Consider the following 22,997-nt stretch of genomic DNA (forward strand, 5'->3'; position numbering starts at 1 on the left):
ACACTTCCGCAGCCGCCCGCAACGCTGCTGCATGCGGGTGGATGATTCGAAAATCGTGCCGACGTTCGAGCTGGAGGCCGCGGAGCTTTCGCTTGCGGGCGGCCCTATCGTGGGCATCGATGAAGCCGGGCGAGGCCCATGGGCGGGTCCGGTGGTCGCGGCCGCCGTCGTGCTCGATCCCGACCGCATCCCACAAGGCATCGACGATTCGAAAGCCCTCGATGCGGAGGAGCGCGAGCGCCTGTTTGCGCGCATCACCGCCACAGCTGTCGCCATTGGCGTCGGGATCGGCGATGTCGAGCGCATCGAGCGCGACAACATCCTGGCGGCCACGCTGTGGGCGATGGGTGAAGCCGTGAAAGGCCTGTCGTGTCGCCCGCGCCTCGCCCTGGTCGACGGCAACCGCGCCCCGCGGCTTGCGTGCGAGACGCGCACCATCGTCAAGGGCGATGCCAAATGCCTGTCGATCGCCGCCGCGTCGATTATTGCCAAGGTCACGCGCGACCGCATGATGATCGCACTAGCGCGCGATCTGCCCGGCTACGGTTTCGAGCGGCACAAGGGCTATGGCACGCCCGAGCATCGGGCGGCCCTCGTGCGCCTCGGCCTCTCCGTGCACCATCGCCGCTCGTGGAAGCCCGTGCAGCTCGCGCTCGAGCTGATCGAGGCCGACGCCATCTCCTGAGCACCGCCTCGAACACCCGATAACTCGAACACCCGACAAAACGACGGCCGGCGCGTGCAAACGCCTTGCGTTTTCGGACTTCGCCTGAGATCGTCACGGCCTCGCTTTGGCCGCCGGATCGAAAGGAAGCCGTCCCCACGATGCCGCATCATACGCCGCTCATCGCGACGATCGTGGCAGGTCTGGCCCTGGCGTTCGTATTCGGTGCGCTGGCCCACCGCCTTCGCATCTCGCCGTTGGTCGGTTACCTCGTCGCGGGCATTGCCATCGGGGCGCATACGCCGGGCTTCGTCGCCGACCAATCGATCGCCAACGAGCTGGCGGAGATCGGCGTCATCCTCCTCATGTTCGGCGTCGGCCTGCATTTCTCCGTCAAGGAGCTGTGGTCCGTCCGCGCCATCGCCATCCCAGGCGCCATCGTGCAGATCGCCGTCGCCACGCTCCTCGGGGCGGGCTTGGCTCATCTGCTCGGCTGGACGGCCGGCGTCGGCCTCGTCTTCGGCCTCGCCCTGTCGTGCGCCAGCACGGTCGTACTGTTGCGCGCGCTGCAGGACCGCCGCCTCATCACCACCGAACGCGGCCGGATCGCGGTCGGCTGGCTCATCGTCGAGGACCTCGTGATGGTCCTGACGCTGGTGCTCCTGCCGGCCATCGCCCCTCTGCTCGGCGGCAACGCCAACGGAGTGACGGCAGGCGCCCCGTCGGTCGACATCGGACAGCTCCTGTCCACCGTCCTCCTCACCATCGGCAAGGTGGCGGCGTTCGTTGCCATCATGATGGTTGTCGGCCGCCGCGTCATTCCCTGGATCCTGCACTACACGGCCCACACCGGCTCGCGCGAGCTTTTCCGGCTCGCCGTCCTGTCGATCGCCCTCGGCGTCGCCTTCATCGCCGCCAACCTGTTCGGCGTGTCGTTCGCGCTCGGCGCCTTCTTCGCCGGCCTGATCCTGAGCGAGTCCCAGCTCTCGCAGCAGGCCGCCAACGAGAGCCTGCCGCTCCGCGATGCGTTTGCCGTTCTGTTCTTCGTCTCCGTCGGCATGCTGTTCGACCCGCAGATCGTGCTGACCCAGCCGCTCGCCGTGGCGGCGACGCTGCTGATCATCATCGTCGGAAAATCGCTCGCCGCCTTCGCCATCGTGCGCGCCTTCGGCCATCCGCTCGGAACCGCCTTCACCATCTCGGCGAGCCTCGCGCAGATCGGCGAGTTCTCGTTCATCCTGGCGGCACTCGGCATGAGCCTCGACCTCTTGCATGCGGAAGGACGCAACCTCATTCTCGCGGGCGCTCTCCTGTCGATCGTCATCAACCCCCTGTTCTTTTGGGGGCTCGACCGCCTGAAACCATGGCTCGAGAAGAAGGATGCGCACCACGAGCCCGGTACTGAAGCCGCGGCCGCGGAGAAGATGGAGGAGGACGACGTCGAGCCCGTTCATGTCACGGCGCTCGAAGGCCACACCATCGTCGTCGGCATCGGCCGCGTTGGAAAGCGCATCATCGACGCGCTCGCGGCCCAATCGGTGCCGCTCTACGTGATCGACGAGAGCGACGAGGAGATCAAGCGCCTCAACGCCCGTAACATCGAGGGCATCGCCGGAAGCGCAGCGACGCTCCTCTACGCGGCCAATCCCGCCAAGGCGGCCAGCATGATCGTCGCCATTCCAAGCAACTTCGAAGCCGGTGAGGCGATCGAGCAGGCACGCTCCACCAACCCGACGATGCCGATCATCGGGCGCGCGCAAAACGAGCCCGAGGCCGAGTACCTGACGAAATACGGAGCCACCGACGTGGTCATCACGTCGGACACGCTGGCGGACGCCATGCTCGTCACCTATGGCAGAGCCGCAAGCGCCGTCTCCGAGCCCCATGGATCGGAGACCGGGCCCACCTGACCGGGACGGCACACGCGCTCGCCTTGCGCATCCGCGCCGATCGAAAGCGTGTATAGCGGAGTCGAGTTCGGTCTTCCGTCCGCCGCAAAACCGTGCGAGTCTTCTCCTCGTGACGCCTTGAAGGAGGCTCGATCAACCCGCCGCGTTTACCGAAAATTAACTCGCGCCGTTTACATTCCGTTAACGGTGGGACCGGCTTGTCAGCGTAGCGGGTTCGTTTCATGGATCCTGGGCATCTCTGGTTTTTCTCAGTGAGTAGCGTCGAATGGGTGTGCGTCGTGGTGGGAGTCCGGCTGCGCGGAACAGCAGCCGCGTGGCCGGAGATCGGTCTCTGGCCGGAAATCGAATCCTGGTGGGCGATTGCCTCGACGAGCTTCGTCGAATACCGGATCGAAGCGTAGACCTCGTCTTCGCCGACCCGCCCTACAACCTCCAGCTCGCGACCGAGCTCCTGCGTCCCAACAACACGCGCGTCGACGGCGTCGACGACGCCTGGGACAAGTTCGCCTCGTTCGAGGAGTACGACTGCTTCACGCGCGCCTGGCTCGCCGAATGCCGACGCATCCTGAAGCCGGACGGCGCGCTGTGGCTGATCGGCTCCTATCACAACGTCTTCCGCCTCGGCGCCGCGCTGCAGGACATCGGCTTCTGGATCCTGAACGACGTCGTCTGGCGCAAGGTGAACCCGATGCCGAACTTCCGCGGCCGCCGCTTCACCAACGCGCACGAGACGCTGATCTGGGCCGCGCGCGATCAGAAGTCGCGCTACACGTTCAACTACGAGAGCCTCAAAGCCTCCAACGACGATCTGCAGATGCGCTCCGACTGGCTGTTCCCGATCTGCTCAGGCCCGGAGCGGCTCAAGGACGACGGCGGCCGCAAGGCCCATCCGACGCAGAAGCCCGAAGCGCTCCTGCATCGCATCCTGCTCGCGACCACGAGCCCCGGCGACATCGTGCTCGACCCGTTCTTCGGCACCGGCACCACGGGAGCCGTGGCGCAGAGGCTCGGCCGCCGCTGGATCGGCATCGAGCGCGATCCCGACTACGCGAAGGCCGCCGAGGAGCGCATTGCCAGGGTGAAGCCGCTCTCGGCCTCCGCGCTCGAGCCGCAGCCCTCGAAGCGCACCGAGCCGCGCGTTCCGTTCGGCACGCTGGTGGAGCTCGGCCTGCTCAGCGCCGGCTCCCCGCTCTACGACGAGCGCCGCAAAGTCAAGGCCGAGGTGAAGGCCGACGGCACGGTCGCCGTTCCGGGCAGCCGCGGCTCGATTCACCGGCTGGGTGCGGTCGTGCAGGGAAAATCAGCCTGCAACGGGTGGACCTTCTGGCATTACGAGCGCGGCGGCAGGCTGCACCCGATCGACGAGCTACGCGAGCGTGCGAAGGCGGAGCTCGGTCTGGCGAAACACGCACCCGCCCCGCTCATCGCCGCGGAATAGGCTCGCGCCCTGAACCGGGCCAGGCCCGTCAATGCATGATACCGGGATGACGGTAGAGGTGTGGGACGCGCAGTCTGAACTCGACGTCACTTCGGCGCAGGCCGGAGTCCAGACACGCGTCCGCATACCAAACCGCTGTTTCCAGCTGAGCCGGAAACGCTCTAGGGAAGCGGCTTCAGAATCGTGAACGCGCCCCGGATATCGCCCGGGCTGAACCCCGTCGCCTGATCTTCAGGATAGAGATCGCGGATACTCTGCATGAGGTCCGGCGCGACGGCTTGTCCGTGACACACCGCGCACGGCGCGGCCGCCATCGGAATGGCTTTCATGTAGCGGAACGTCCGTACTCCGTCCGCCTCGAAAATCTCCGCATGCTCGAGCTTGGTGACATCCGCGCCGGCGGACGCCTCTTCGACGAACCGCTTGAGAACGTCCGTCTCGAACGCATCCGGAGCGTTCTTCGGATTGCGGACCTTGAGCGCGGTGCGTCCGACCGTTCCGCCGAACCGCTCCGACACCTGGGCCGCGATCTCCGGAGCGGCGGTCTTGCAGACGCCCAGCGCCGCTTGAGGCCCGCCCTCCTTGAGCGCGGCCTCCAACCGGGCCTTGAGCGTACCGCCAAGCTCCATCGAAATGGCGCGCGCCGAGACCACGAGATCACTGTCGGGCGGCAAGGGCTCCGCGTGCGCGTGTCCGGCAGAAACGAAAAGACCGGTAAGAGCGAGAACAGTCGCCGACAACGCCGCTCTTGCGGCAAACGCCGTTCCGGAAGTCATGTCATCTACCTCTTCAACGCCAGCGACAGCGTCACGCCTCGACGCGAGCCGGACCGCCCGCCTCACTCCCTGGCGTCTCTCGCAAGATCGAGCTTGCTCTTGTCGAGCGTGTAGGTCCACGGCAGCCCCGAGTTTCTCCAGCCGTTCACATCACGCCGCCCGTCTTTCGAAGGGTCGCCTTCGAAGCCGTCGATCACGGTCCAGACATTGGTGAAGCCCGCGCTCGCCAGCACATCGACCGCTTTTGCGGACCGATCGCCGGAACGACACATCACGATGACCTGATCGGATTTTCCAAGCGACTTCTCCTTGAGCCGCCGCTCGACCGTCGACACGAAGGCTTCGTTCCTCACGAACAGAGGGCGATTGTTTTGGCCGTCCCACTGGAGAGGGCTCGCCAGATCGACGAACGGGACATTGGCATCGATCTCGCTTGGCGCGCCGACGAACATCAGTTCTCCCGGCGTCCGCACATCCAGGAACAGCACCCTGCTGGGATCGGCCGCGACAGCACGGCTGGCTTCGAGGGCGGTCATGTAGAGGCCCAGTTGCGTTTTGCGGGAACTGGGAATGTCCGCCGCGCGGGACGCAGCGACCGACGCCAGGACGACGATCATCGCCAGACCGGCGCTCCAGAAACGCGGGAACGAGTGCGCCATCATCGCGTGTCTCCTTCCAAGAGGCATAGCGATCAGCCTAAAGCGTTTTCAAGCGAAGTGGACACCACTTCGCGTTAAGAAAACGCGTCAAACCAAAAACATAGAGCCTCGCCCCTGATTTTATCAGAGGCGAGGCTCTAGCACGCTTTGCGAATCCGGCCTGTGACTTTGATCACAAACGGGGAGCAGCGAGGGAGCCTCACTGCTCCTTGAGCGCGTGCGCGATGACCTTGCGCATGACGGAGGGCAGTGCCGCGCTTCCGAGATCGCGTCGCGCCACCCAGCGGCAGCGCTCAGGCGCCGCCCAGAACGTCAGGCTCGCGTCCGGAGCGACGATCGCGCGCATCACCATCAGCTCGAGCCGGAAGTGCGTGAAGGTGTGGTTGACCACGCCCGGCACGCTCCACCAGTCCGCGCGCACCGGCTGCGCGATCAGCGCCTGATCGACCGGCAGCCAGTCGTCGCCCCACTCCGTGGACGGCACTTCCAGCATGCCGCCGAGCAAGCCCGCTTGCGGGCGTTTGCGCAGCAGCACGCGCCCGTCCTCGCTGAGCGCAAGGAACGCGATGCCGTAACGCACCGGCCGATCGGGCTTGGCGAGCTTGACCGGAAGCTGTTCGGCGATGCCGAGAGCGTGCGCATGGCAGTCCTGCTGCAGCGGGCACATGAGGCATGAAGGGGACTTCGGCGAGCAGAGGCTCGCGCCGAGATCCATCATGGCCTGCGCGAAATCGCCGGCCCGCCTCTGCGGCGTCAGCGTCTCCGCAAGCCGCTTGATCTCGCGCTTCGCGCCGGGCAGCGGATGCCGGCAAGCGAACAGCCGCGACACCACGCGCTCGATATTGCCGTCGACCGGCGTCGCCGGCGCGCCGAACGCGATCGCCGCGATCGCCGCCGCCGTATAGGGACCGATGCCCGGCAACGCCGAGAGCTCTTTCTCCGTCCGCGGAAACTGCCCGCCATGCCCGGCCACGACGGCCACGGCACACTTGTGGAGATTGCGGGCCCGCGAGTAGTAGCCGAGCCCGGCCCAGGCCGCGAGCACGTCGTCGAGATCGGCCGCCGCCAGCGCCGCGACCGTCGGCCAGAGGCGGAGAAACCGCTCGTAGAACGGGATCACCGCCTTGACGGTCGTCTGCTGCAGCATGATCTCGCTGAGCCAGACCTTATAGGGGTCCGGGCGCCGACCACGCCGGGTCCGCCACGGCAGGTCGCGCCGCTCGCGGTCGTACCAGTCGAGCAGCGCCGCCACCGTATCCGGCCCGGCCGGGCGAAGGGGCAGTTGCCTGCGCGCCACGGTTTTCGCGGTGTCCCCCATCCCGAATCGGATCTCCCTTCGAAGACGACGCGAATCACTTGCATGATGCTACGAACGTGCAACCTCTCTGCCTATGACAGCGACGCCACGTGACCGCAAAGCACACAGAAAAGCCGCGTAGACCAACGTTGCCGCACCCGATGCGCCGGCATCTCGCGCTCGCGCCCTCCCAATCGCGCTTCGCCGCGCCGCCGACGGCCCGCTTCGTGCCGGCCAAGGCGGTCGGCAGCTTCGTGCCGGCGCTCACCAGGAAAGCCTTCGAGAAGTTCGGTTTCTCGACCGCGACGCTGATTACGGACTGGGCGCGCATCGTGGGCGCCGAGCTTGCGCAATCGACGATCCCCGACAAGCTCAAATGGCCCCGCGGCGGGGATATGATCGGAGACGGCGACGACGGGGAACGGCGCGGGGCCACCCTGATCCTGCGCGTCGATCCGGCCCGCGCGCTCGACATCGAGTACCGCGCCCGCCAGATCATGGACCGCATCAACGGCTATTTCGGCTATCGCGCGATCGAAACAATCCGCCTCGTCCAGGCCCCCCTTCTCCTCCCCCCTTGTGGGGGAGGCCGGGAGGGAGGGACCCCGGAACGTCGGCGTTCAGGGTCACCTCCATCCCCGTCCGCTCCCCACAAGGGAGTGGGAGACGACAACGGCGACCCTCTCGTCGCCGCGCTCGCCCGCCTCGAGCAAGGCGTCCTCAACGGCGGGGCGCGCCATCGCGCCGGACGCGCCGCCTGATCTTCCTGGCTTTTTTCCTCAGCATGCACGCGTTCAAATGGCGTTCAGCCGGGATTTGCCTTAATCGCACGCCGAGCCCATGTTATCAGCCAGCCCCTGACGCACAAGGTGCCGGGGCCGGCCGCACTGGCTCGCACGATGGCATAGAGAACGATGGAGTGGAGAGGAATGAACGCGATGAGCCGGCTCGACCGGCGCCAGGCCCTGATGGCCGGTGCTGCCCTCACAGGACTGGCGTTGACGGCATCGGCCTATCCCGCGCTGGCCCAGCGCAGGCAGGGGCCCGCCGAGGTGCCCGTCGATGAGCTGATGAAGCGCGACGACCTCCCCGACCTCGTCCTCGGTGCCGACGACGCCAAGGTCACCATCGTCGAATACGCCTCGATGACCTGCGGCCACTGCAAGCACTTCCACGACACGACCTTCCCCGAGCTCAAGAAGAAGTACATCGACACCGGCAAGGTCCGCTTCGTCTTCCGCGAGTTCCCGCTCGATGCGCGCGCCTTCGCCGCCTCCATGCTGGCCCGCTGCGCCGGCTCGACGGAAAAGTCGATGGCCTTGATCGACGTGCTGTTCGACAACCAGGAGCAGTGGGCCTTCGTGAAGGAGAACCCGACGCCGAAGCTGTTCGAGATCGCCAAGCAGGCGGGCTTCACGCAGGAAACCTTCGACAAGTGCCTGACCGACCAGAAGCTGCTCGACCAGCTCACGGCCGCCCACACGCGCGCCGCCGAGACGTTCGTCGTCAGCGCCACACCGACGTTCTTCATCAACGGCAAGCGCCTGCAGGGCCCGCCGGAGATCGCCGAGTTCGACAAGATGATCGAGCCGCTGCTGTCGCAGGGCTGATCCGACGGCCGATCCGACGACGCAAGGGGTGGAATGGACGGGGTCTTGAGACCGACGGCGCGACGGATCCCGGCCGCCCTGCTTGCGGCCGGCGTGATGCTGTTGTCGGCCTGCTCCTCCAACACATCCCTCTCGACGGCCGGCACCGGCTCCGCCGCGCCCGATGCCGCAACCTCCGGCGGGGCCTTCCCGGCAAGCGCCACCTCGCGCGATACGCCCTTCAACGCCTTCGGGTCCATTCCGGACCCGACGGAGGGCGCCCGCAAGATCATCGAGAACCCGACCATCGCCGACGTCATGATGACCGGCACGCTGCCCGAGATGACGCTCGGCCGGCCGGATGCCCCCGTCACCATCGTCCAGTACGCGTCCCTCACCTGCCCGCACTGCCGCGCGTTCCACCGGGAGACGTTCCCCGAGTTCAAGCGCACCTACATCGACACCGGCAAGGTGCACTTCATCATGCGCGAGTTCCCTATCGGCAAGCAGTCCGGCAACGCGACCATCGCGTTGCGCTGCGCGCCGCCCGACAAGTACTTCACGCTCTATGGGAAATTCATGGAGCAGCAGCCCGCCTGGGTGTCCCAGGAGGTGCGCCTCGATCCCATCTTCGCGGTCGCGACGCAGGTGGGGATGACCCGGGCCCAGTTCGAGTCTTGCCTTGAGAATCAGGCCATGATCGACGGCCTGAAGTGGGTCAAGGAGCGCGGCCGCACGCTCGGCGTCATCGGCACGCCGAACTTCTTCGTTCAAGGCAAGCTCGTGAAGAAGACGCTCACCATGAGCGACCTTCGCGAACTGGTCGAGCCGCTGCTCTCTGCCCCGAGGGCCGCCTCTGCGGCGCAATAAAGTCTGAGCTCGAGTTGAGCAGTGAAGCGTTCGAGCCTCTCCCCGCTGGGGAGAGGTCGCATCCATGCGGAGCATGGCTTCGCCAAGACGCTGCGCGGATGAGGGGGCGCCACGCGCGCGCCGTCGGGTTTCAGTACGGGTAGAGCCACGTCATGAAGATCAGCCGCCTCAGGCTTCTGGGTTTCAAATCGTTCGTCGAGCCGACCGATCTCGTGATCGAAGCCGGCCTCACCGGCGTCGTCGGTCCGAACGGCTGCGGCAAGTCGAACCTGCTCGAGGGCATCCGCTGGGTCATGGGCGAAAGCTCGCACAAGTCCATGCGCGCCGCCGCCATGGACGACGTGATTTTCGCCGGCACCACGAACCGCCCCGCGCGCAACGTCGCCGAGGTGACGATCTTCCTCGACAACGCCGCGCGCCAGGCCCCCGCCGAGTGGAACGACAGCGACCTGATCGAGATCACTCGCCGCATCGAGCGCGACGCGGGCTCCGCCTACCGCATCAACGGCCGCGAGGCGCGCGCCCGCGACGTGAAGATCCTGTTCGAGGACGCCGCCACCGGCGCCCGCTCGCCGGCCCTCGTCCGGCAAGGCCAGATCTCCGAGATCGTCAACGCCAAGCCCGAGCATCGCCGCCGCGTGCTCGAGGACGCCGCGGGCGTCGCCGGCCTCCACAGCCGCCGCCACGAGGCCGAGTTGCGTCTCAAAGGCGCCGAGCAGAACCTCGCCCGCTTGGCCGACATCATGGGCCAGCTCGGCAGCCAGATCGAAAGCCTGAAGCGGCAGGCCCGCCAGGCCCGTCGCTATAAGGATCTCTCCGAGGAGATCCGCCGCGGCGAGGCCCTGCTCGCACACCTCTCGTGGATCGACGCCCAGGCCCTCGTCGAGACCGAGGAGCGCAATTTCCAGGAGACCTTGGCGCTCCTCGGCCGGGCGACCGAGGACGAGGCGAAGGCTCTGCGCGCCGAGGCCGAGCTGGCGGAGACCATCCAGCCGCTCCGCGAGAAGGAGGCCGAGCGCGGCGCCGCGCTCGCGCGCATCCGTATCGAGACCGACGGTCTCGCCAAAGAGGCGGAGCGCTGCCAGGAGCGCCGCCAGGAGCTCGTGAAGCTCGCGGCCGAGCTCGACAAGGACCTTTCCCGCGAGGCCCATCAGATCTCGGAGGCCCGCGAGATCCTCGCCGGCTTCGACGTCGAGGCCCAGACGCTCGAGGCCGCGGAGGCCGAGGCGGAGGCGGCCGAGGATCATATCCACGCCGCCGAGGAGGAGGCCGCCGCAACGCTCGAGGCCGCCGAGAAGGAGCTTGCCGTCGTCACCGAGCGCGCAGCCGAGCATCGCGCGCGCCGCAAATCGCTCGAGGCCGCCGAGGCCGAGCGCCGCACGTCGATCGCCAGGATCAACGGCAAGCTCGAGGCCCTTCAGCGCGATGCGGAAGCTGCTGCCGCCGCCGCTCCGGACTCGCTGAAGCTCGCCGCCATCACCGGCGAGGGCCAGCGCCTCGCCCGCGAGATCGCCGCCATCGAGGCCGCGACCCTTGACGCCGAGGACAAGCTCGGCGACCTCGCGGAGACGGCACGCGCGCGGCGCGAGGAGGCGCAGCAGGCCCGCATGGCGCTCTCGACCCTCGTCACCGAGCGCGAGACGCTGTCGAAGCTCGTGATGCCGACCTACGAGGAAGGCATGCCGCCCGTCGTCGAGCAACTCCGCGTCGCGCCGGGCTACGAGGCGGCCCTCGTCGCCGCCCTCGGCGACGACCTCGACGCCCCGACCCACGAGGACGCCCCCGTGCGCTGGCGCACGATCGAGGTGAGCCCCGAGGACGCAGCCCTGCCCGCCGACGCCGAGCCCATGAGCCTCCACGTCGGCGCGCCGGCGGAGCTGATGCGCCGTCTGCGCCAGATCGGCGTGGTCTCCCGCGAACTGGGCGCCCGCCTGCAGCCGCACCTCAAGCAGGGGCAGCGGCTCGTCAGCCGCGAGGGCGACCTCTGGCGGTGGGACGGCTTCATCGCCGTCGCCGGCGGCATGACGCCAGCGGCCCAGCGGCTCGCAGAGCGCAACCGCCTCTCCGCCATGTTCGAGCGCGAGAAGGCGCAGCGCGCCGAGGTCCAGCGCCTCACCGCCCTCGACCAGGACGCCGCCGCCGCACACGCCGCCGCGGCCGCCGAAGAGAAGCGCCTGCGCGCGCTCTGGCGCGACACGCAGGCCCATCATGTCGCGACCCGCGACGCCCTCGCCGCCATCGAGCGACAGGCCCGCGAGACCGAGACGAAGCTCGCCTCGGTGGCCGAAGCGCGCGAGCGAGCCGGCAGCGACCTGCGCGAGGCCGAAGCGAGCCTCGATCACGTCCAGGACGAGCTCGCCAACCTCGAAGCCGCGGACGATCCGGCCGCGCGCCTCCCCGAGGTGCAGAGGGCCGCACAGGAGAAGCGCACGGCCCTGGCCGTCGCCCAGGCCCGCGTCGCCACCCACGCCCGCGAGCGCGAGGCGCGCCGGCGCCGCGTAGAGACCATCGCCTCCGAGCGCACCCGCTGGGCCACCCGCAGCGAGAGCGCGGCTCAGCACATCGCCGCGCTGGAAGAGCGCCTTGAGAAAACCAGAAGCGACGTCGCCGCCCTCGAGGAGGTGATCCCGGCCTTGGACGAGCGCCGCCAGAGCCTGCTCGGCGCCCTCTCCGACGCCGAGGCCGCCCGCAACGCGGCCGCCGACGATCTGGCCCGCGCCGAGACCGCCCTGCGCGCGGCCGCCCAGGCGCTACGCGAGGCCCAGGGCGCTCTCGCCTCCCAGCGCGAAGCCCGCGTACGCATCGAGACGCGGCTCGAAGGCGCCCGCACGCGCCGCCAGGACGAGGCGCGCCGCATCCGCGAGGCCCTGAGCGTCAACCCTGAGGAGTGCCTCACGCTGGCCGGCGTTTCTCCGTCCGACGCGCTTCCCGCCCTCGCCGACGCCGACCGTATCCTCCAGCGCCTCAAGGCCGACCGCGAGCGCCTCGGCGGCGTCAACCTGCAGGCCGACGACGAGCTCAACGCGCTCCTCGAGCAGATGAGCGGCATGGAGACCGAGAAGGAGGACGTGGAGCAGGCCGTCGCCAAGCTCCGGAGCGCCATCGGACAGTTGAACCGCGAAGGCAAGAAACGCCTCGACGAGGCGTTCGACAGCGTCAACGGCCATTTCCGGCGCCTGTTCACGACCCTCTTCGGCGGCGGGGAGGCGCGCCTGGAGATGGTCCAGGGCGAGGACCCGCTCGAATCGGGCCTCGAGATCATCGCCAAGCCGCCGGGCAAGAAGCCCGCCACCCTGTCGCTGCTCTCGGGCGGCGAGCAGACGCTGACCGCGCTTTCGCTGATCTTCGCCGTGTTCCTGACCAATCCGTCGCCCATCTGCGTCCTGGACGAGGTCGACGCGCCGCTCGACGACGCCAACGTCGACCGCTTCTGCACGCTGATGGAGAAGATGGCCGAGGAGACTGCCACCCGCTTCCTGGTCATCACCCACCACCCGATGACCATGATGCGCATGAACCGGCTGTTCGGGGTCACGATGACGGAAAAAGGCGTCTCGCAGCTCGTCTCGGTGGACCTCGAGACCGCCAAGTCCTTCCGCGAGGCGGGCTGAGCACGCGCCGGGCACCACCAGGCGAGGGTCCGCGACACCCCCGAAGGAAAAATTGCAGCGAGGAAGGGCCTGTTGGCCGCTCTACTTAGGGATCCCGGGATCGTCCGGCCTGCGCGGTTTCGCCGTACCCCCTCGCTCCGCGCAAAATTGTGGCCGTTGCTTGACTCCAGGGATGACCACTCTATTGTGCGCGCCGATTGAGGCCAGCGCCCCGAGGATTTGCCATGCCGGACGAACGGAAGGGCGAAGGTGTTGGTCGTGGCGAGATCTCACCCGCCGACAGAGCGAATTTCGAGCGGCGGGTCGGGGACCTCGGCAAGCAGCTTGAAGAGGCGCGGTCGCATCAGGCAGAGAGCGAGCCGGCGAAGGACCGTGCGGTCCGAGCGCGTGGAATGGCGTACGGGCTCCGCATGGCGTCCGAGCTGGTCGGGGCTGTGCTGGTTGGCGGCCTCATCGGCTACTTCCTGGACCAGATGCTCGGCACGTTGCCGTGGCTGTTCCTGGCCTTCTTCCTGTTGGGCTTCGCCGCCGGCGTGCTCAACGTAGTTCGGGGCTTCACACGGCTCCAGGCTGAGATTAAGGAGGCAACGCGCGGCGACATCGGCCACGCGGTGCCGGACGACGAGGACGACTGAGGGACCAGGGGACGGACGTGGCCAGCGAAGGCGCCTCGGGCGGAATGCCCGATCCAATCCATCAATTCGAGATCAAGCGGCTCATCCCGATGGAGCTTTTCGGGTATGACGCTTCGTTCACCAATTCCGCGCTGTTCATGGTGATTGCGGTCGCCCTGATCGTGGGCTTCCTGCTCTATGCCATGCGCGGCCGCGCCCTGGTGCCATCGCGCACGCAATCGCTGGCTGAGACGTCGTACGAGTTCGTCGCCGGCATGACGCGCGAAGGCATGGGCGAGCAGGGCATGAAGTTCTTCCCGCTGATCTTCACCATCTTCATGTTCATCTTCACTCTGAACATGCTGGGTCTGATCCCGGGCGCCTTCACCGTCACCAGCCACATCGTCGTCACGGCGGCGCTCGCGGTGCTGGTGTTCGTTACCGTGCTGATCATCGGATTCGCCAAGAACGGCCTGCACTTCCTCAAGCTGTTCGTGCCGTCCGGAGTGCCGATCTACATTCTTCCGCTCGTCACCGCGATCGAGATCATCTCGTTCCTCTCGCGGCCGGTGAGCCATTCGGTTCGTCTGTTCGCCAACATGCTGGCCGGCCACATCACGCTCAAGGTGTTCGCCGGCTTCATCATCATGCTGCTCGGCGCAGGCGCCTACGGCGCCATCGCGCCGCTGCCGCTGTTGGGGGCGGTGGCACTCACCGCGCTCGAGTTCCTGGTGGCATTCCTGCAGGCTTACGTCTTCACGATGCTCACCATCATGTACCTGAACGACGCGCTGCACCCGGGACACTAGCCAAGGGTTCAGCCGCAGATCTTCCGCAATTCCGCAAAACCTACCTAAGAGGAGACGTTTCATGGATCCCGCTTCCGCAAAGCTCATCGGCGCTGGCCTGGCTGCCATCGGCACCGGCGCTGCTGCGATCGGCGTCGGCAACCTGTTCGGCCAGTTCCTGCAGGGCGCGCTGCGCAATCCGTCGGCTGCCGACGGCCAGTTCGGCCGCCTGATCTTCGGCTTCGCCGTGACGGAAGCGCTCGGCATCTTCGCGCTGCTGATCGCCTTCCTCCTGCTCTTCACCTGATATCCGCTGCGATGTGGGCGAGAGGGCGGGCTTCATGCTCCTCCTCTCGGCCACCATTGAATCGGCAATCCTGCAACGGAAGAGACCATGGCTGAACCCGTGACGGCCGGAACCGAGGTCCCGCACGACGCCGGGCACGCGAAGGTGTTCCCTCCGCTCGACCCGAACAACGTCGCACCCCAGCTCATCTGGCTGGTGTTCACGTTCGTCGTCCTCTACGTCCTCTTGGCTCGCCTGGTGCTGCCGCGCATCGGCGAAGTGCTCGAGGAGCGCAAGGATCGCATCAAGCGCGACCTCGCGTCCGCCGAGCGTCTCAAGGGCGAGACCGAAAAGGCGCTGGCTTCTTACGAGAAGGCGCTCGCGGACGCACGCGCCAACGCCTCGTCCATCGCGCGCAAAACGCGCGAAGAGCTCAACGCCGAGGTCGAGAAGGAGCGCAAGTCGGTCGAGGACCACCTCGCGGGCAAGCTTGCGGAGGCCGAGACCAGCATCGCCGACAAGAAGTCCGAGGCTCTCGCCAGCGTCAAGGACATCGCCGGCGACACCGTAACGGCGATCGTCGGGGCGCTGTCCAGCGTCAAGGCGACGAAGGACGAGATCGAACGTGCACTCGCCGCAGCCGGCGGCAACAAGTGAGGCCGTCATGCTGAACCCCGCCGCCGCAGAATTCTGGGTCCTGATCGCGTTCCTCCTTTTCATGGCGATTCTCGTCTGGAAGGGCGTGCCTGGCCTGATCGGCAAAGCGCTCGATCAGCGCGCGGCCACCATCCGCAACGAACTCGATGAAGCGCGCCGTCTGCGCGAGGAAGCCCAGCAGCTTCTCGCCGACTACCAGCGCAAGACGCGCGAGGCGGAGGATGATGCGAAGTCCATCGTCGAAGCCGCCAAGCGCGAGGCCGAGAGCCTTGCCGCCGAGACGCGCAAGGCGATGGCCGAGCAGGTCGAGCGGCGCACCAAGGCCGCCGAGGAGAAGATCGCCCGCGCCGAGGCGCAGGCGCTCGCCGACGTACGCGCTGCCGCCGTCAATCTCGCCGTCAAGGCCTCCGAGGGCCTTCTGAAAACCAAGCTCTCGGGTGAGGCCGGCTCCGCGCTGGTCGATTCCGCGATCCGCGATCTCAAGGGCAAGCTGAACTGACGCACCCTTTGGCGACGCATCTCAGACATCGAAGCCGGGCGCCAGCGCCCGGCTTTTTTGTCCGACACTCTGAAAGGCGTCTACCCGGCCGCGATCACGCCCGCAAAGCAGGCGAGCACGACGGCCGAAACGCGCGGAACGAGACGCGAGCCCGGCGCCGAAACCGTCCGGCCGAGAAGCGCCCCCACCGCGATCCAGGCCGACGCGGCTACGGCCACCAGCGCCGCGAAAGCGAGCACATAGAGGCCGGTATCCGGCCGCGACAGCGGAAGGACGCCGAACGCAAACACCAGGGCTTTCGGATTGAGCAGGGTCGTGACGAAAACCCGCTCCCAACGGACGCCGCAAGCAGGGCCCTCAAGCGCGCCCCGCCGCGTCCAAAGCTCGAACGCCGCGAACAGAAGATAGCATCCGATCAAGAGGCGCAGAGCCGTCTCGATGGCGGGGGACGCGGCCAGAACGCCGCCGAGCACCCCGTGCAGGAGGCCGATCGCAACCAGATAGCCACCGAGCTCGGCGAGGATCAGCGGCAGCGAGCGTCGCACGCCGACGAGCGCCCCCGATGTCGCGAGCAGCGTATTCGTGGGCCCCGGCGTCCCCAGGATCGCGAGCACGGCGAGCGTGAAGAGAAACGGGTCCTGCATGCCTCGTAATCTCTTCCCCTCCCGGCACCCGCCTTGATCCGGATCAGTGAGGCCGGCAATCGCGCGAGCTCAGACCGCCCATACCATAGGCACGAGACAGCATAGCGTATAGGGGAGCGGATGAGGCCGGGCCGGTCGCGAGAGAGGCGCCCCTCACCCCGCGTTCGGCGTGGTGCGGTCGAAGCCGACGAAGACCTCGAACTCGCCGGCGCGCGCGCCTTCGGGCACGTTGAACGTGATCGTGCGCACGGCCGAGAAATAGCCGATCGGATTTTCCACCGCGACCGACGCATCCACCCGGAGCCTGTCCTCGGCGACCCGCTCGCGCTTGGCATCGGCGACGAACACGTTGATCGGCAGCGAGATCGGTCCCGAATGCCCACGCGGGCCGAGCAGGATGCGTCCCGAGAACCCGTATTTCACCGTCACCTGCGAGCCGTTCATGTGGCACTCGCGCGCGGTCTTGGTGATCTCGCCGCGATGCATGATGGCGAGCCCGTCGCCAACCCGGCCCGGCTCGTAGATGGTAACGTAGCTGTCGCGTGGCCAGGGCACGAAGCGCGGGCATCCGGGCTGGGAATCACCCCCCGCCATGGCCAGCGCGCCGTCGCCGCCGGCTTTGGCGGCCTCCATCAGATCCTGCTCGCTGACGCCTGTCGGCTCCGCGTCCGAGGAGCCGCCGAGGATGCTCGTGCCGAGCCCCGACGTGATGGAGCTCATGCCGCACCCGCCGAGGGCGAGCACACTCATGAGGGCCGTGGTGACGCAGACCGCCGCACCCAACCTTACTATGACGGATTGCGCCATTCCGCTCCGATCCGCATAATCCCCGTTCCCCTGCCCGGCCGTCGCGAGAGTATCCCCGAGCGCGCCGCGCCGCTATGCTGGCAGGGCGCAACCGATTCAAGCACTAGCACCCCTGCCGCGACGCAAAAAGCGCTCACCTCAAATGACGCACATCGTAAGCGCCGCACCGCACGAGGACTTAGCTTCGATGCCCGTAAGCTCCGATGCCCATTAGGTCCGATGCCGATGTCCCGCGCCGAGCATGATCCCAAAGGGCGACCGGCCCTGAACGTTCTCCTGGCGGCCCCGCGGGGCTTCTGCGCGGGCGTCGACCGGGCCATCCAGATCGTCGAGCTGGCCTTGGCCAAGTTCGGCGCCCCCGTCTACGTCCGCCACGAGATCGTGCATAACCGATACGTGGTCGAGTCTCTGAAGGTCAAAGGTGCCGTTTTTGTGGAGGAGCTGGACGAGATCCCCGAGACGGACCAGCCTGTGATCTTTTCGGCACACGGCGTCCCGAAGTCCGTGCCTCTCGCCGCAAAATCCCGCAACCTGTTCGCCATCGACGCCACCTGCCCGCTGGTCTTCAAGGTGCACATGGAGGCGAGCCGCCACCATGCCGAGGGCCGCCGGATCGTACTCATCGGTCATGCCGGCCACCCGGAGGTGGAGGGCACCACCGGCCAACTCCCGCCGGGCGCGGTGACCTTGATCCAGACCGCGGCCGATGCAGAAGCCTTCGAGGCGGAGGACCCCTCACGCCTCGCCTACGTGACCCAGACCACGCTCTCCGTGGACGACACCGCCGAGATCGTCGCCGTACTGAAGCGGCGCTTCCCGGCCATCGTCGGCCCGCACCGGGAGGACATCTGTTACGCGACGACCAACCGCCAGGCGGCCGTCAAGGCCATTGCCGCGAAGGTCGGCCTGGTGATCGTCGTCGGCGCGCCCAACTCGTCGAACTCGCTGCGCCTGGTCGAGGTGGCCGAGCGCGCCGGCTGCCGGAAGGCCGTCCTCATTCAGCGCGCGGACGACATCCCCTGGGACGCGCTCGACGGCATCGCCGCGGTGGGGGTGACGGCGGGCGCATCCGCACCCGAGACTCTGGTCGATGAGGTTCTCGCCGCGCTGAAGGAGCGCTTTGAAATCTCGATCGAGCAGGTTACGACCGCCAACGAGCGGATCGCCTTCAACGTCCCGCGCGAGCTACGCGAGCCGGCCGCCTAGAGCCACGTACCCCATCCCCACCGTCCGCAATCCCCAGCGCCCCGCCAGTCGCATCCAGTCGAGAACCAGAGCACCATGGCCGTTTACACGGAAGTGACGGACGACGAGCTGGCTTCGCTCGTGGCCGACTACGGCCTCGGCGAGCTGCTCTCCTGCAAGGGCATCGCCGAAGGCGTCGAGAACACCAACTTCCTGGTGCAGACAGGCACGGGCACATTCATCCTGACGCTGTACGAGCGGCGCGTCGACACGGCGGATCTGCCGTTCTTCCTCGGGCTGATCGAGCACCTGAACCGCCAGGGCATCTCGTGTCCGCTCCCGGTCCGCAACCGCGCGGGCGAGGTGCTGACGAAAATCGCCGGGCGCACCGCGGCGGTCATGACCTTCCTCGAGGGCGTCTCGCCACGCCGCCCGCGCCCGGCTCACTGCGCCGCGGTCGGCCGGGCGCTCGCCGAGCTGCATCTGGCCGGCGCGAGCTTTCCGCTGACGCGCAGAAACGCGCTCGGCCCCGAGGGCTGGCACGCCCTGTTCGACAAGTTCTCCGCGCGCGCCGGCGAGATCGCCCCCGGTCTCGATGCGCTGATCGCCGACGAGCTGGCCCACCTCGACCGCGCCTGGCCGGAAAGCCTGCCGTCCGGCGTCATCCATGCCGATCTCTTTCCCGACAACGCCTTCTTCATCGGCGAGACGCTCTCCGGCATCATCGACTTCTATTTCGCCTGCAACGACGCCTGGGCCTACGATCTCGCCATCTGCCTCAACGCCTGGTGCTTCGAGCCGGACTGCGCCTTCAACTTCGCCAAGGGACGCGCGCTGCTCTCCGCCTATCGCAGCCTGCGCCCGCTGAGCGAGGCGGAGGTTCAGGCGTTCCCCGTGCTGACGCGCGGCGCCGCCCTGCGATTCCTCCTCACGCGGGCCTACGATTGGCTGCACACGGACCGCAACGCCCTGGTAAAGCCGCACGATCCCACCGCCTACTTGCGCCGACTGCGGTTCCATCAGGCGGTCAGGACGCCGGCCGAATACGGGCTGGAGGCTGTCACATGAGCGAGCGCGGGGCGAAAGAGCCTGCGAAATCGGTCGAGATCTATACCGACGGCGCCTGCTCAGGAAATCCGGGCCCGGGCGGCTGGGGCGCCATCCTGATCTGGAACGGCCACCGGAAGGAGATCAGGGGCGGCGAGGCCGACACGACCAACAACCGGATGGAGCTGATGGCCGCCATCTCGGCGCTCGAAGCGCTGAAGACCGGCGTGGAGGCGGATCTCTATACGGACAGCGCCTATGTCCGCAACGGCATCTCGAGCTGGATCCACGGCTGGAAGCGCAACGGCTGGCGCACCGCGGACAAGAAGCCCGTGAAGAACATGGAGCTCTGGCAGCGCCTCGAGCAGGCCATGGCCGCTCATCGCGTGACCTGGCACTGGGTGAAGGGACACGCCGGCCATCCCGAGAACGAGCGCGCCGACGAGCTGGCCCGCGAGGGCATGGCCGCGTTCAAGGTCAAGGCACGATAAGCGCCCCGGTTCCCAAAGGCGCGGTAAGCGCCCGCCCCCAAGACGGTGAGCGTCCCGCGCCGGGAAGTGGGCCCGCCCAGCCGGAAACCGGCGGGCGGTCCTGGGTAGGATGGTCGTTGGTCCGGAGGCCTCAGCCCACGCGGAACACGGCGCCGGAGACCGACCGGGCACGCGTGCGGACGGCACCGCCGTCATTGCCGGAGCGGACCAGCCACTGGCCGTTTGGCGCCCGGCCGACGATCTCGCCCACATGGTGGCGCCAGACGACGACTGCGCCGACCTGCGGACCGCTCGGGCGGCCCCACTTGCTCCAGTTCCAGGCCACGTTCAGGTGTGCGCCCCCGCCGCGTTGCGTGCGCATCCACCAGCCGCACCAAGCGCGCGGACGCGGACCCACGCCGCCGCGGGAGCCGGCCGACGCGTAGCGGCGGGCCTCCTGATGGCGCTGCGCATAGCGCATATGCTGGCCGCGCTGGCGCGAGGCAGCGCGCGGGTGCCTGGCCTGCGAACGCTCGGCGCGCGTATTCCGCGCCACGGCCGACTGCTGAACGAACGGATTCCAACTTTCATCGCGAACGGGACGAGCATCGGCAGACGTCGTGCCGGCAGACACCAGCAGCGTCGCCGCAACGGCGAAAACGTACTTCCTCATTTCACGGATCCCCTACTTCATGCTTACGAACTGCTTACTGAACGGAGCGGCCAGTCGCACAAGCAGAGGGCCTAAACAAGGAAACGAAAGGCAAGCGCGGCAATATGTCCACCCTGGAAAGACCAGGATGCGCCACACTCAATCAAAGTATTTATGAAGTAAAGAAATTCGGATAGACTTAGAAGAAAGAGACAACCTTTTCGGCTGTTGCGTTGATATGCTCTGGAGGACTGTTTTCCACAGCTAAGTATCTGATAATCCCATCGTCGACCACCATTGCATAGCGCTGCGAGCGCGTGCCGAGCCCGAACGGAGAGAGATCGACGTCGAGCCCCAGCGCCCTGGCGAAGTCGCCGTTGCCGTCGGCGAGCATGGTGATGTCATGGGCGCCGCGCGCCTTGGACCAGGCGTCGAGAACGAACACGTCGTTGACGGCCGTGCATGCGATCGTCGTCACGCCCTTGGCCTTGATCTCGTCCGCGACCTCGATGAACCCCGGCAGGTGCAACTCGCTGCAGGTCGGCGTGAAAGCCCCCGGCACGGCGAAGAGCACGACCTTCTGGCCCTTGAAAAGCTCGCCCGAGGTGACCTTCTTGGGGCCGGCCTCGCCCATGATCGTGAACGTCGCCTCGGGCAGCCTGTCGCCGACTTTGATGCTCATCTCGTGCCTCCGTGTGGTTTGATCGTGTTGCCGCCTCCGGCTCATTCGGCAATGAACGTCGCGAACGAGGCCCCGGTTTCACTGACCAGCGTCACGGTCAGCGGCTTTCCCCTGAGGCCGGCGATGTCCACGTCCGCGCCGAGCGGAGCCTCGAACACCGCCGTACCCGCTCCGTCGAGGTCTGCGACCCGTTCGGGGAGCGGCACGAACACCCCGTCCGGCGCTTCGAGAAACGCGTCCGCACCGGCGCCCCCGTCCGCGAAGCGGGCCTCGATCGTGATCTTGGGTGCCGTCCCGTCCAAATGCGCCTCCGCACGGACCAAGATCGGGTCGCCCGGCTTCAGCGCGTCCTGCGCCCGCGGAACGCGGTCCAGGGCCCGAGCGGCTTCGGCCTCGGCCGCAGGCGCCGCATGCCCGGCCGCCGGCACATCGAGCGTCAACTCGGCCTCGACCGGGATGCAGACGTCCTTGCAGATGCCGTAATGGATGGCGGCCACGAGCGAAATCGGCGCATCGGGATCCTGCGGCGTCAGAAACACCGGCAGCACGACGCCGTCCTTGTAGCCGATGGTATTGCCGGATCTGTCGGTGAACCGCCGCGGGGCGGGAAACGCGACCTTGGCCTCGGCCAGATTGGCCGACTTTGACCAGTCGAAACTCGGCGGAAGGCCACCGGCATCGCCCGGCGTGCGCCAGTAGGTCTTCCAGCCGGGCTCGAGCGCGATCTCGACGAAGGCGACCGCACCCTGACCCTGGGCCCGATCCCCACCCGCGAGAAGCCGGGCCTTCGCCTTGGGAGCCTCGACCCAGGGTGAGGCGGCCGCCGCAACCTCTCCAGCGGTGCTTGAAGCCGCCGCGGCGAGCGCAAATATGATGGTGAGAATACGATTGAGGGCGTGTTTGTCTTGAGCCTTCATGGAAGCATGAGCCCTCCGGCATTGGGTTGCCTAAGCATTTAGCACATCGCGCATGCATTTCGAGATCGGGACACGGCGTTATTTGAGCCTCGCAATCGGCGCCGGCCTCCGGATATTCACGGCTTCACAGGCGGCGGTCGCGGGGGCTAGTGTCGGGCCATGAGCACGCCGAGGACAAAGCGGAAAAAACGTGGCGACAGTTCCCTCAAGGGGCAGCTGCTCGTTGCCATGCCGCTGATGACCGACCGGCGCTTTGCGCGCTCGGTGATCTATATTTGCGCCCACTCCGACGATGGAGCGATGGGGCTCATCATCAATCACCGCGCCAACCACATCAGCTTTCCCGATCTGCTCGAGCGCCTGGGGATCATTCCGCGCGGCGCCGAGGACGGGATCTCGAACGACATCCTGGAGCGGCAGGTGCACGTCGGCGGCCCGGTAGAGACGGGACGCGGCTTCGTGCTCCATTCCTCGGATTATCATTCGAGCGAGTCGACCCTTCCCATCGACCGCGACGTGAGCCTCACCGCATCGATCGAGATCCTGAAGGCTATCGTCGAGGGCGAAGGCCCGGTGCACGCCATGCTGGCGCTCGGGTACGCCGGCTGGTCGGCAGGCCAGCTCGAAAACGAGATCCAGGCCAACGGCTGGCTGCATTGTCCGCCGGATCTCAACCTTCTGTTCGACGCGGACATTGAGGGCAAATACACCCGCGCCCTCGCCAAGATCGGCGTCGACCCCTCGCATCTCGTCAGCGACGCCGGCCACGCCTGACGCAGCCCCCTCCCCACCACGCCTTCCCTACTGCCTACTGCCTACTGCCTACTGCCTACTGCCTACTGCCTACTGCCTACTGCCTCCCCCACTCCCTGCCCGCTGCCTAGAGTCGTTCCGACTTAGGTGGAAACATGGTCATGCGAGCAATTGGCGTGTCT

General features: G+C 67.3%; 24 protein-coding genes. 16 read left to right on the top strand and 8 right to left on the bottom strand.

The window, feature by feature from the left end; all coding sequences use genetic code 11:
- From V7082_RS16205 to V7082_RS16215, 3 genes are all read left to right on the top strand, one after another.
- Positions 1 to 685: ribonuclease HII (locus V7082_RS16205; RefSeq protein WP_334150287.1), on the top strand; the 685-nt coding region annotated here is incomplete at its 5' end.
- Between the two features lie 140 nt (positions 686 to 825).
- Positions 826 to 2,574 carry a YbaL family putative K(+) efflux transporter gene (gene ybaL, locus V7082_RS16210; RefSeq protein WP_334150288.1) on the top strand — a complete coding sequence of 583 codons (1,749 nt, stop codon included), beginning with the start codon at positions 826 to 828 and terminating at the stop codon, positions 2,572 to 2,574.
- A 265-nt stretch (positions 2,575 to 2,839) separates the two neighbouring features.
- On the top strand, positions 2,840 to 4,012 hold the full coding sequence (locus V7082_RS16215) for a site-specific DNA-methyltransferase (RefSeq protein ID WP_334150290.1): 1,173 nt from the start codon (positions 2,840 to 2,842) through the stop codon (positions 4,010 to 4,012).
- 161 nt (positions 4,013 to 4,173) lie between these two features.
- Here the strand turns inward: V7082_RS16215 and V7082_RS16220 are convergent, their stop codons facing one another.
- The 3 genes from V7082_RS16220 to mutY form a co-directional block, all read right to left on the bottom strand.
- Positions 4,174 to 4,788 (bottom strand): Tll0287-like domain-containing protein, encoded by a 615-nt coding sequence (locus tag V7082_RS16220; RefSeq protein ID WP_334150291.1) that lies wholly within the window; start codon positions 4,786 to 4,788, stop codon positions 4,174 to 4,176.
- A gap of 62 nt (positions 4,789 to 4,850) precedes the next feature.
- The gene (locus tag V7082_RS16225) at positions 4,851 to 5,450 is read right to left on the bottom strand and encodes a rhodanese-like domain-containing protein (protein ID WP_334150292.1); all 600 of its coding nucleotides are present in this window, start codon (positions 5,448 to 5,450) and stop codon (positions 4,851 to 4,853) included.
- Between the two features lie 196 nt (positions 5,451 to 5,646).
- Positions 5,647 to 6,765 carry an A/G-specific adenine glycosylase gene (gene mutY, locus V7082_RS16230; protein WP_334150293.1) on the bottom strand — a complete coding sequence of 373 codons (1,119 nt, stop codon included), beginning with the start codon at positions 6,763 to 6,765 and terminating at the stop codon, positions 5,647 to 5,649.
- A gap of 140 nt (positions 6,766 to 6,905) precedes the next feature.
- Here mutY and V7082_RS16235 point away from each other — a divergent pair, with 140 nt between their 5' ends.
- The 9 genes from V7082_RS16235 (at position 6,906) to atpF (ending at position 15,658) form a co-directional block, all read left to right on the top strand.
- A complete protein-coding gene (locus V7082_RS16235) occupies positions 6,906 to 7,505 on the top strand; it encodes a DUF721 domain-containing protein (RefSeq protein WP_334150294.1) in 600 nt (199 codons plus the stop codon).
- Positions 7,506 to 7,673: 168 nt separating this feature from the next.
- Positions 7,674 to 8,354: a DsbA family protein gene (locus V7082_RS16240; protein ID WP_334150295.1), complete on the top strand. Its 681-nt coding sequence runs from the start codon at positions 7,674 to 7,676 to the stop codon at positions 8,352 to 8,354.
- A 45-nt stretch (positions 8,355 to 8,399) separates the two neighbouring features.
- Entirely contained in the window at positions 8,400 to 9,203 is an 804-nt protein-coding gene (locus tag V7082_RS16245) for a DsbA family protein (protein ID WP_334150296.1), read from the top strand.
- A 152-nt stretch (positions 9,204 to 9,355) separates the two neighbouring features.
- Positions 9,356 to 12,814 (top strand): chromosome segregation protein SMC, encoded by a 3,459-nt coding sequence (gene smc, locus V7082_RS16250; protein ID WP_334150297.1) that lies wholly within the window; start codon positions 9,356 to 9,358, stop codon positions 12,812 to 12,814.
- A 224-nt stretch (positions 12,815 to 13,038) separates the two neighbouring features.
- On the top strand, positions 13,039 to 13,449 hold the full coding sequence (locus V7082_RS16255) for an AtpZ/AtpI family protein (protein WP_334150298.1): 411 nt from the start codon (positions 13,039 to 13,041) through the stop codon (positions 13,447 to 13,449).
- 44 nt (positions 13,450 to 13,493) lie between these two features.
- On the top strand, positions 13,494 to 14,237 hold the full coding sequence (locus V7082_RS16260) for a F0F1 ATP synthase subunit A (protein ID WP_334150299.1): 744 nt from the start codon (positions 13,494 to 13,496) through the stop codon (positions 14,235 to 14,237).
- A 61-nt stretch (positions 14,238 to 14,298) separates the two neighbouring features.
- Positions 14,299 to 14,523, top strand: coding sequence for a F0F1 ATP synthase subunit C (locus V7082_RS16265; RefSeq protein ID WP_334150300.1), 225 nt, complete (start codon positions 14,299 to 14,301; stop codon positions 14,521 to 14,523).
- A gap of 60 nt (positions 14,524 to 14,583) precedes the next feature.
- Positions 14,584 to 15,159: a F0F1 ATP synthase subunit B gene (locus V7082_RS16270; protein WP_334150311.1), complete on the top strand. Its 576-nt coding sequence runs from the start codon at positions 14,584 to 14,586 to the stop codon at positions 15,157 to 15,159.
- 7 nt (positions 15,160 to 15,166) lie between these two features.
- A complete protein-coding gene (gene atpF, locus V7082_RS16275; protein WP_334150301.1) occupies positions 15,167 to 15,658 on the top strand; it encodes a F0F1 ATP synthase subunit B in 492 nt (163 codons plus the stop codon).
- Positions 15,659 to 15,738: 80 nt separating this feature from the next.
- Here atpF and V7082_RS16280 read toward each other — a convergent pair whose 3' ends face one another.
- Together V7082_RS16280 and V7082_RS16285 are read right to left on the bottom strand one after the other, a co-directional pair.
- Positions 15,739 to 16,302 (bottom strand): LysE family translocator, encoded by a 564-nt coding sequence (locus tag V7082_RS16280; RefSeq protein ID WP_334150302.1) that lies wholly within the window; start codon positions 16,300 to 16,302, stop codon positions 15,739 to 15,741.
- A 153-nt stretch (positions 16,303 to 16,455) separates the two neighbouring features.
- Complete coding sequence (locus tag V7082_RS16285) at positions 16,456 to 17,109, bottom strand: hypothetical protein (RefSeq protein WP_334150303.1); 654 nt, start codon at positions 17,107 to 17,109, stop codon at positions 16,456 to 16,458.
- A gap of 219 nt (positions 17,110 to 17,328) precedes the next feature.
- Between V7082_RS16285 and ispH the strand changes: the two genes are divergently transcribed.
- From ispH to rnhA, 3 genes are all read left to right on the top strand, one after another.
- Positions 17,329 to 18,315, top strand: coding sequence for a 4-hydroxy-3-methylbut-2-enyl diphosphate reductase (ispH, locus tag V7082_RS16290; RefSeq protein ID WP_334150304.1), 987 nt, complete (start codon positions 17,329 to 17,331; stop codon positions 18,313 to 18,315).
- A 75-nt stretch (positions 18,316 to 18,390) separates the two neighbouring features.
- Entirely contained in the window at positions 18,391 to 19,362 is a 972-nt protein-coding gene (locus tag V7082_RS16295) for a homoserine kinase (protein ID WP_334150305.1), read from the top strand.
- A complete protein-coding gene (rnhA, locus tag V7082_RS16300; protein ID WP_334150306.1) occupies positions 19,359 to 19,832 on the top strand; it encodes a ribonuclease HI in 474 nt (157 codons plus the stop codon). The genes V7082_RS16295 and rnhA overlap by 4 nt, the downstream gene beginning before the upstream one ends.
- Before the next feature lie 130 nt (positions 19,833 to 19,962).
- On the opposite strand, the gene V7082_RS16305 is transcribed toward rnhA, so the two are convergent.
- The 3 genes from V7082_RS16305 to V7082_RS16315 form a co-directional block, all read right to left on the bottom strand.
- Positions 19,963 to 20,484: a hypothetical protein gene (locus V7082_RS16305; RefSeq protein ID WP_334150307.1), complete on the bottom strand. Its 522-nt coding sequence runs from the start codon at positions 20,482 to 20,484 to the stop codon at positions 19,963 to 19,965.
- Positions 20,485 to 20,662: 178 nt separating this feature from the next.
- Complete coding sequence (locus V7082_RS16310) at positions 20,663 to 21,145, bottom strand: peroxiredoxin (protein WP_334150308.1); 483 nt, start codon at positions 21,143 to 21,145, stop codon at positions 20,663 to 20,665.
- Positions 21,146 to 21,186: 41 nt separating this feature from the next.
- Positions 21,187 to 22,062, bottom strand: coding sequence for a protein-disulfide reductase DsbD domain-containing protein (locus V7082_RS16315; RefSeq protein ID WP_334150309.1), 876 nt, complete (start codon positions 22,060 to 22,062; stop codon positions 21,187 to 21,189).
- 159 nt (positions 22,063 to 22,221) lie between these two features.
- On the opposite strand from V7082_RS16315, the gene V7082_RS16320 reads away from it, so the two are divergent.
- The gene (locus V7082_RS16320; protein ID WP_334150310.1) at positions 22,222 to 22,836 is read left to right on the top strand and encodes a YqgE/AlgH family protein; all 615 of its coding nucleotides are present in this window, start codon (positions 22,222 to 22,224) and stop codon (positions 22,834 to 22,836) included.
- Positions 22,837 to 22,997 lie beyond the last annotated feature (161 nt).

This window comes from Hyphomicrobium sp., assembly GCF_036833075.1.
Lineage (GTDB): Bacteria > Pseudomonadota > Alphaproteobacteria > Rhizobiales > Hyphomicrobiaceae > Hyphomicrobium_C.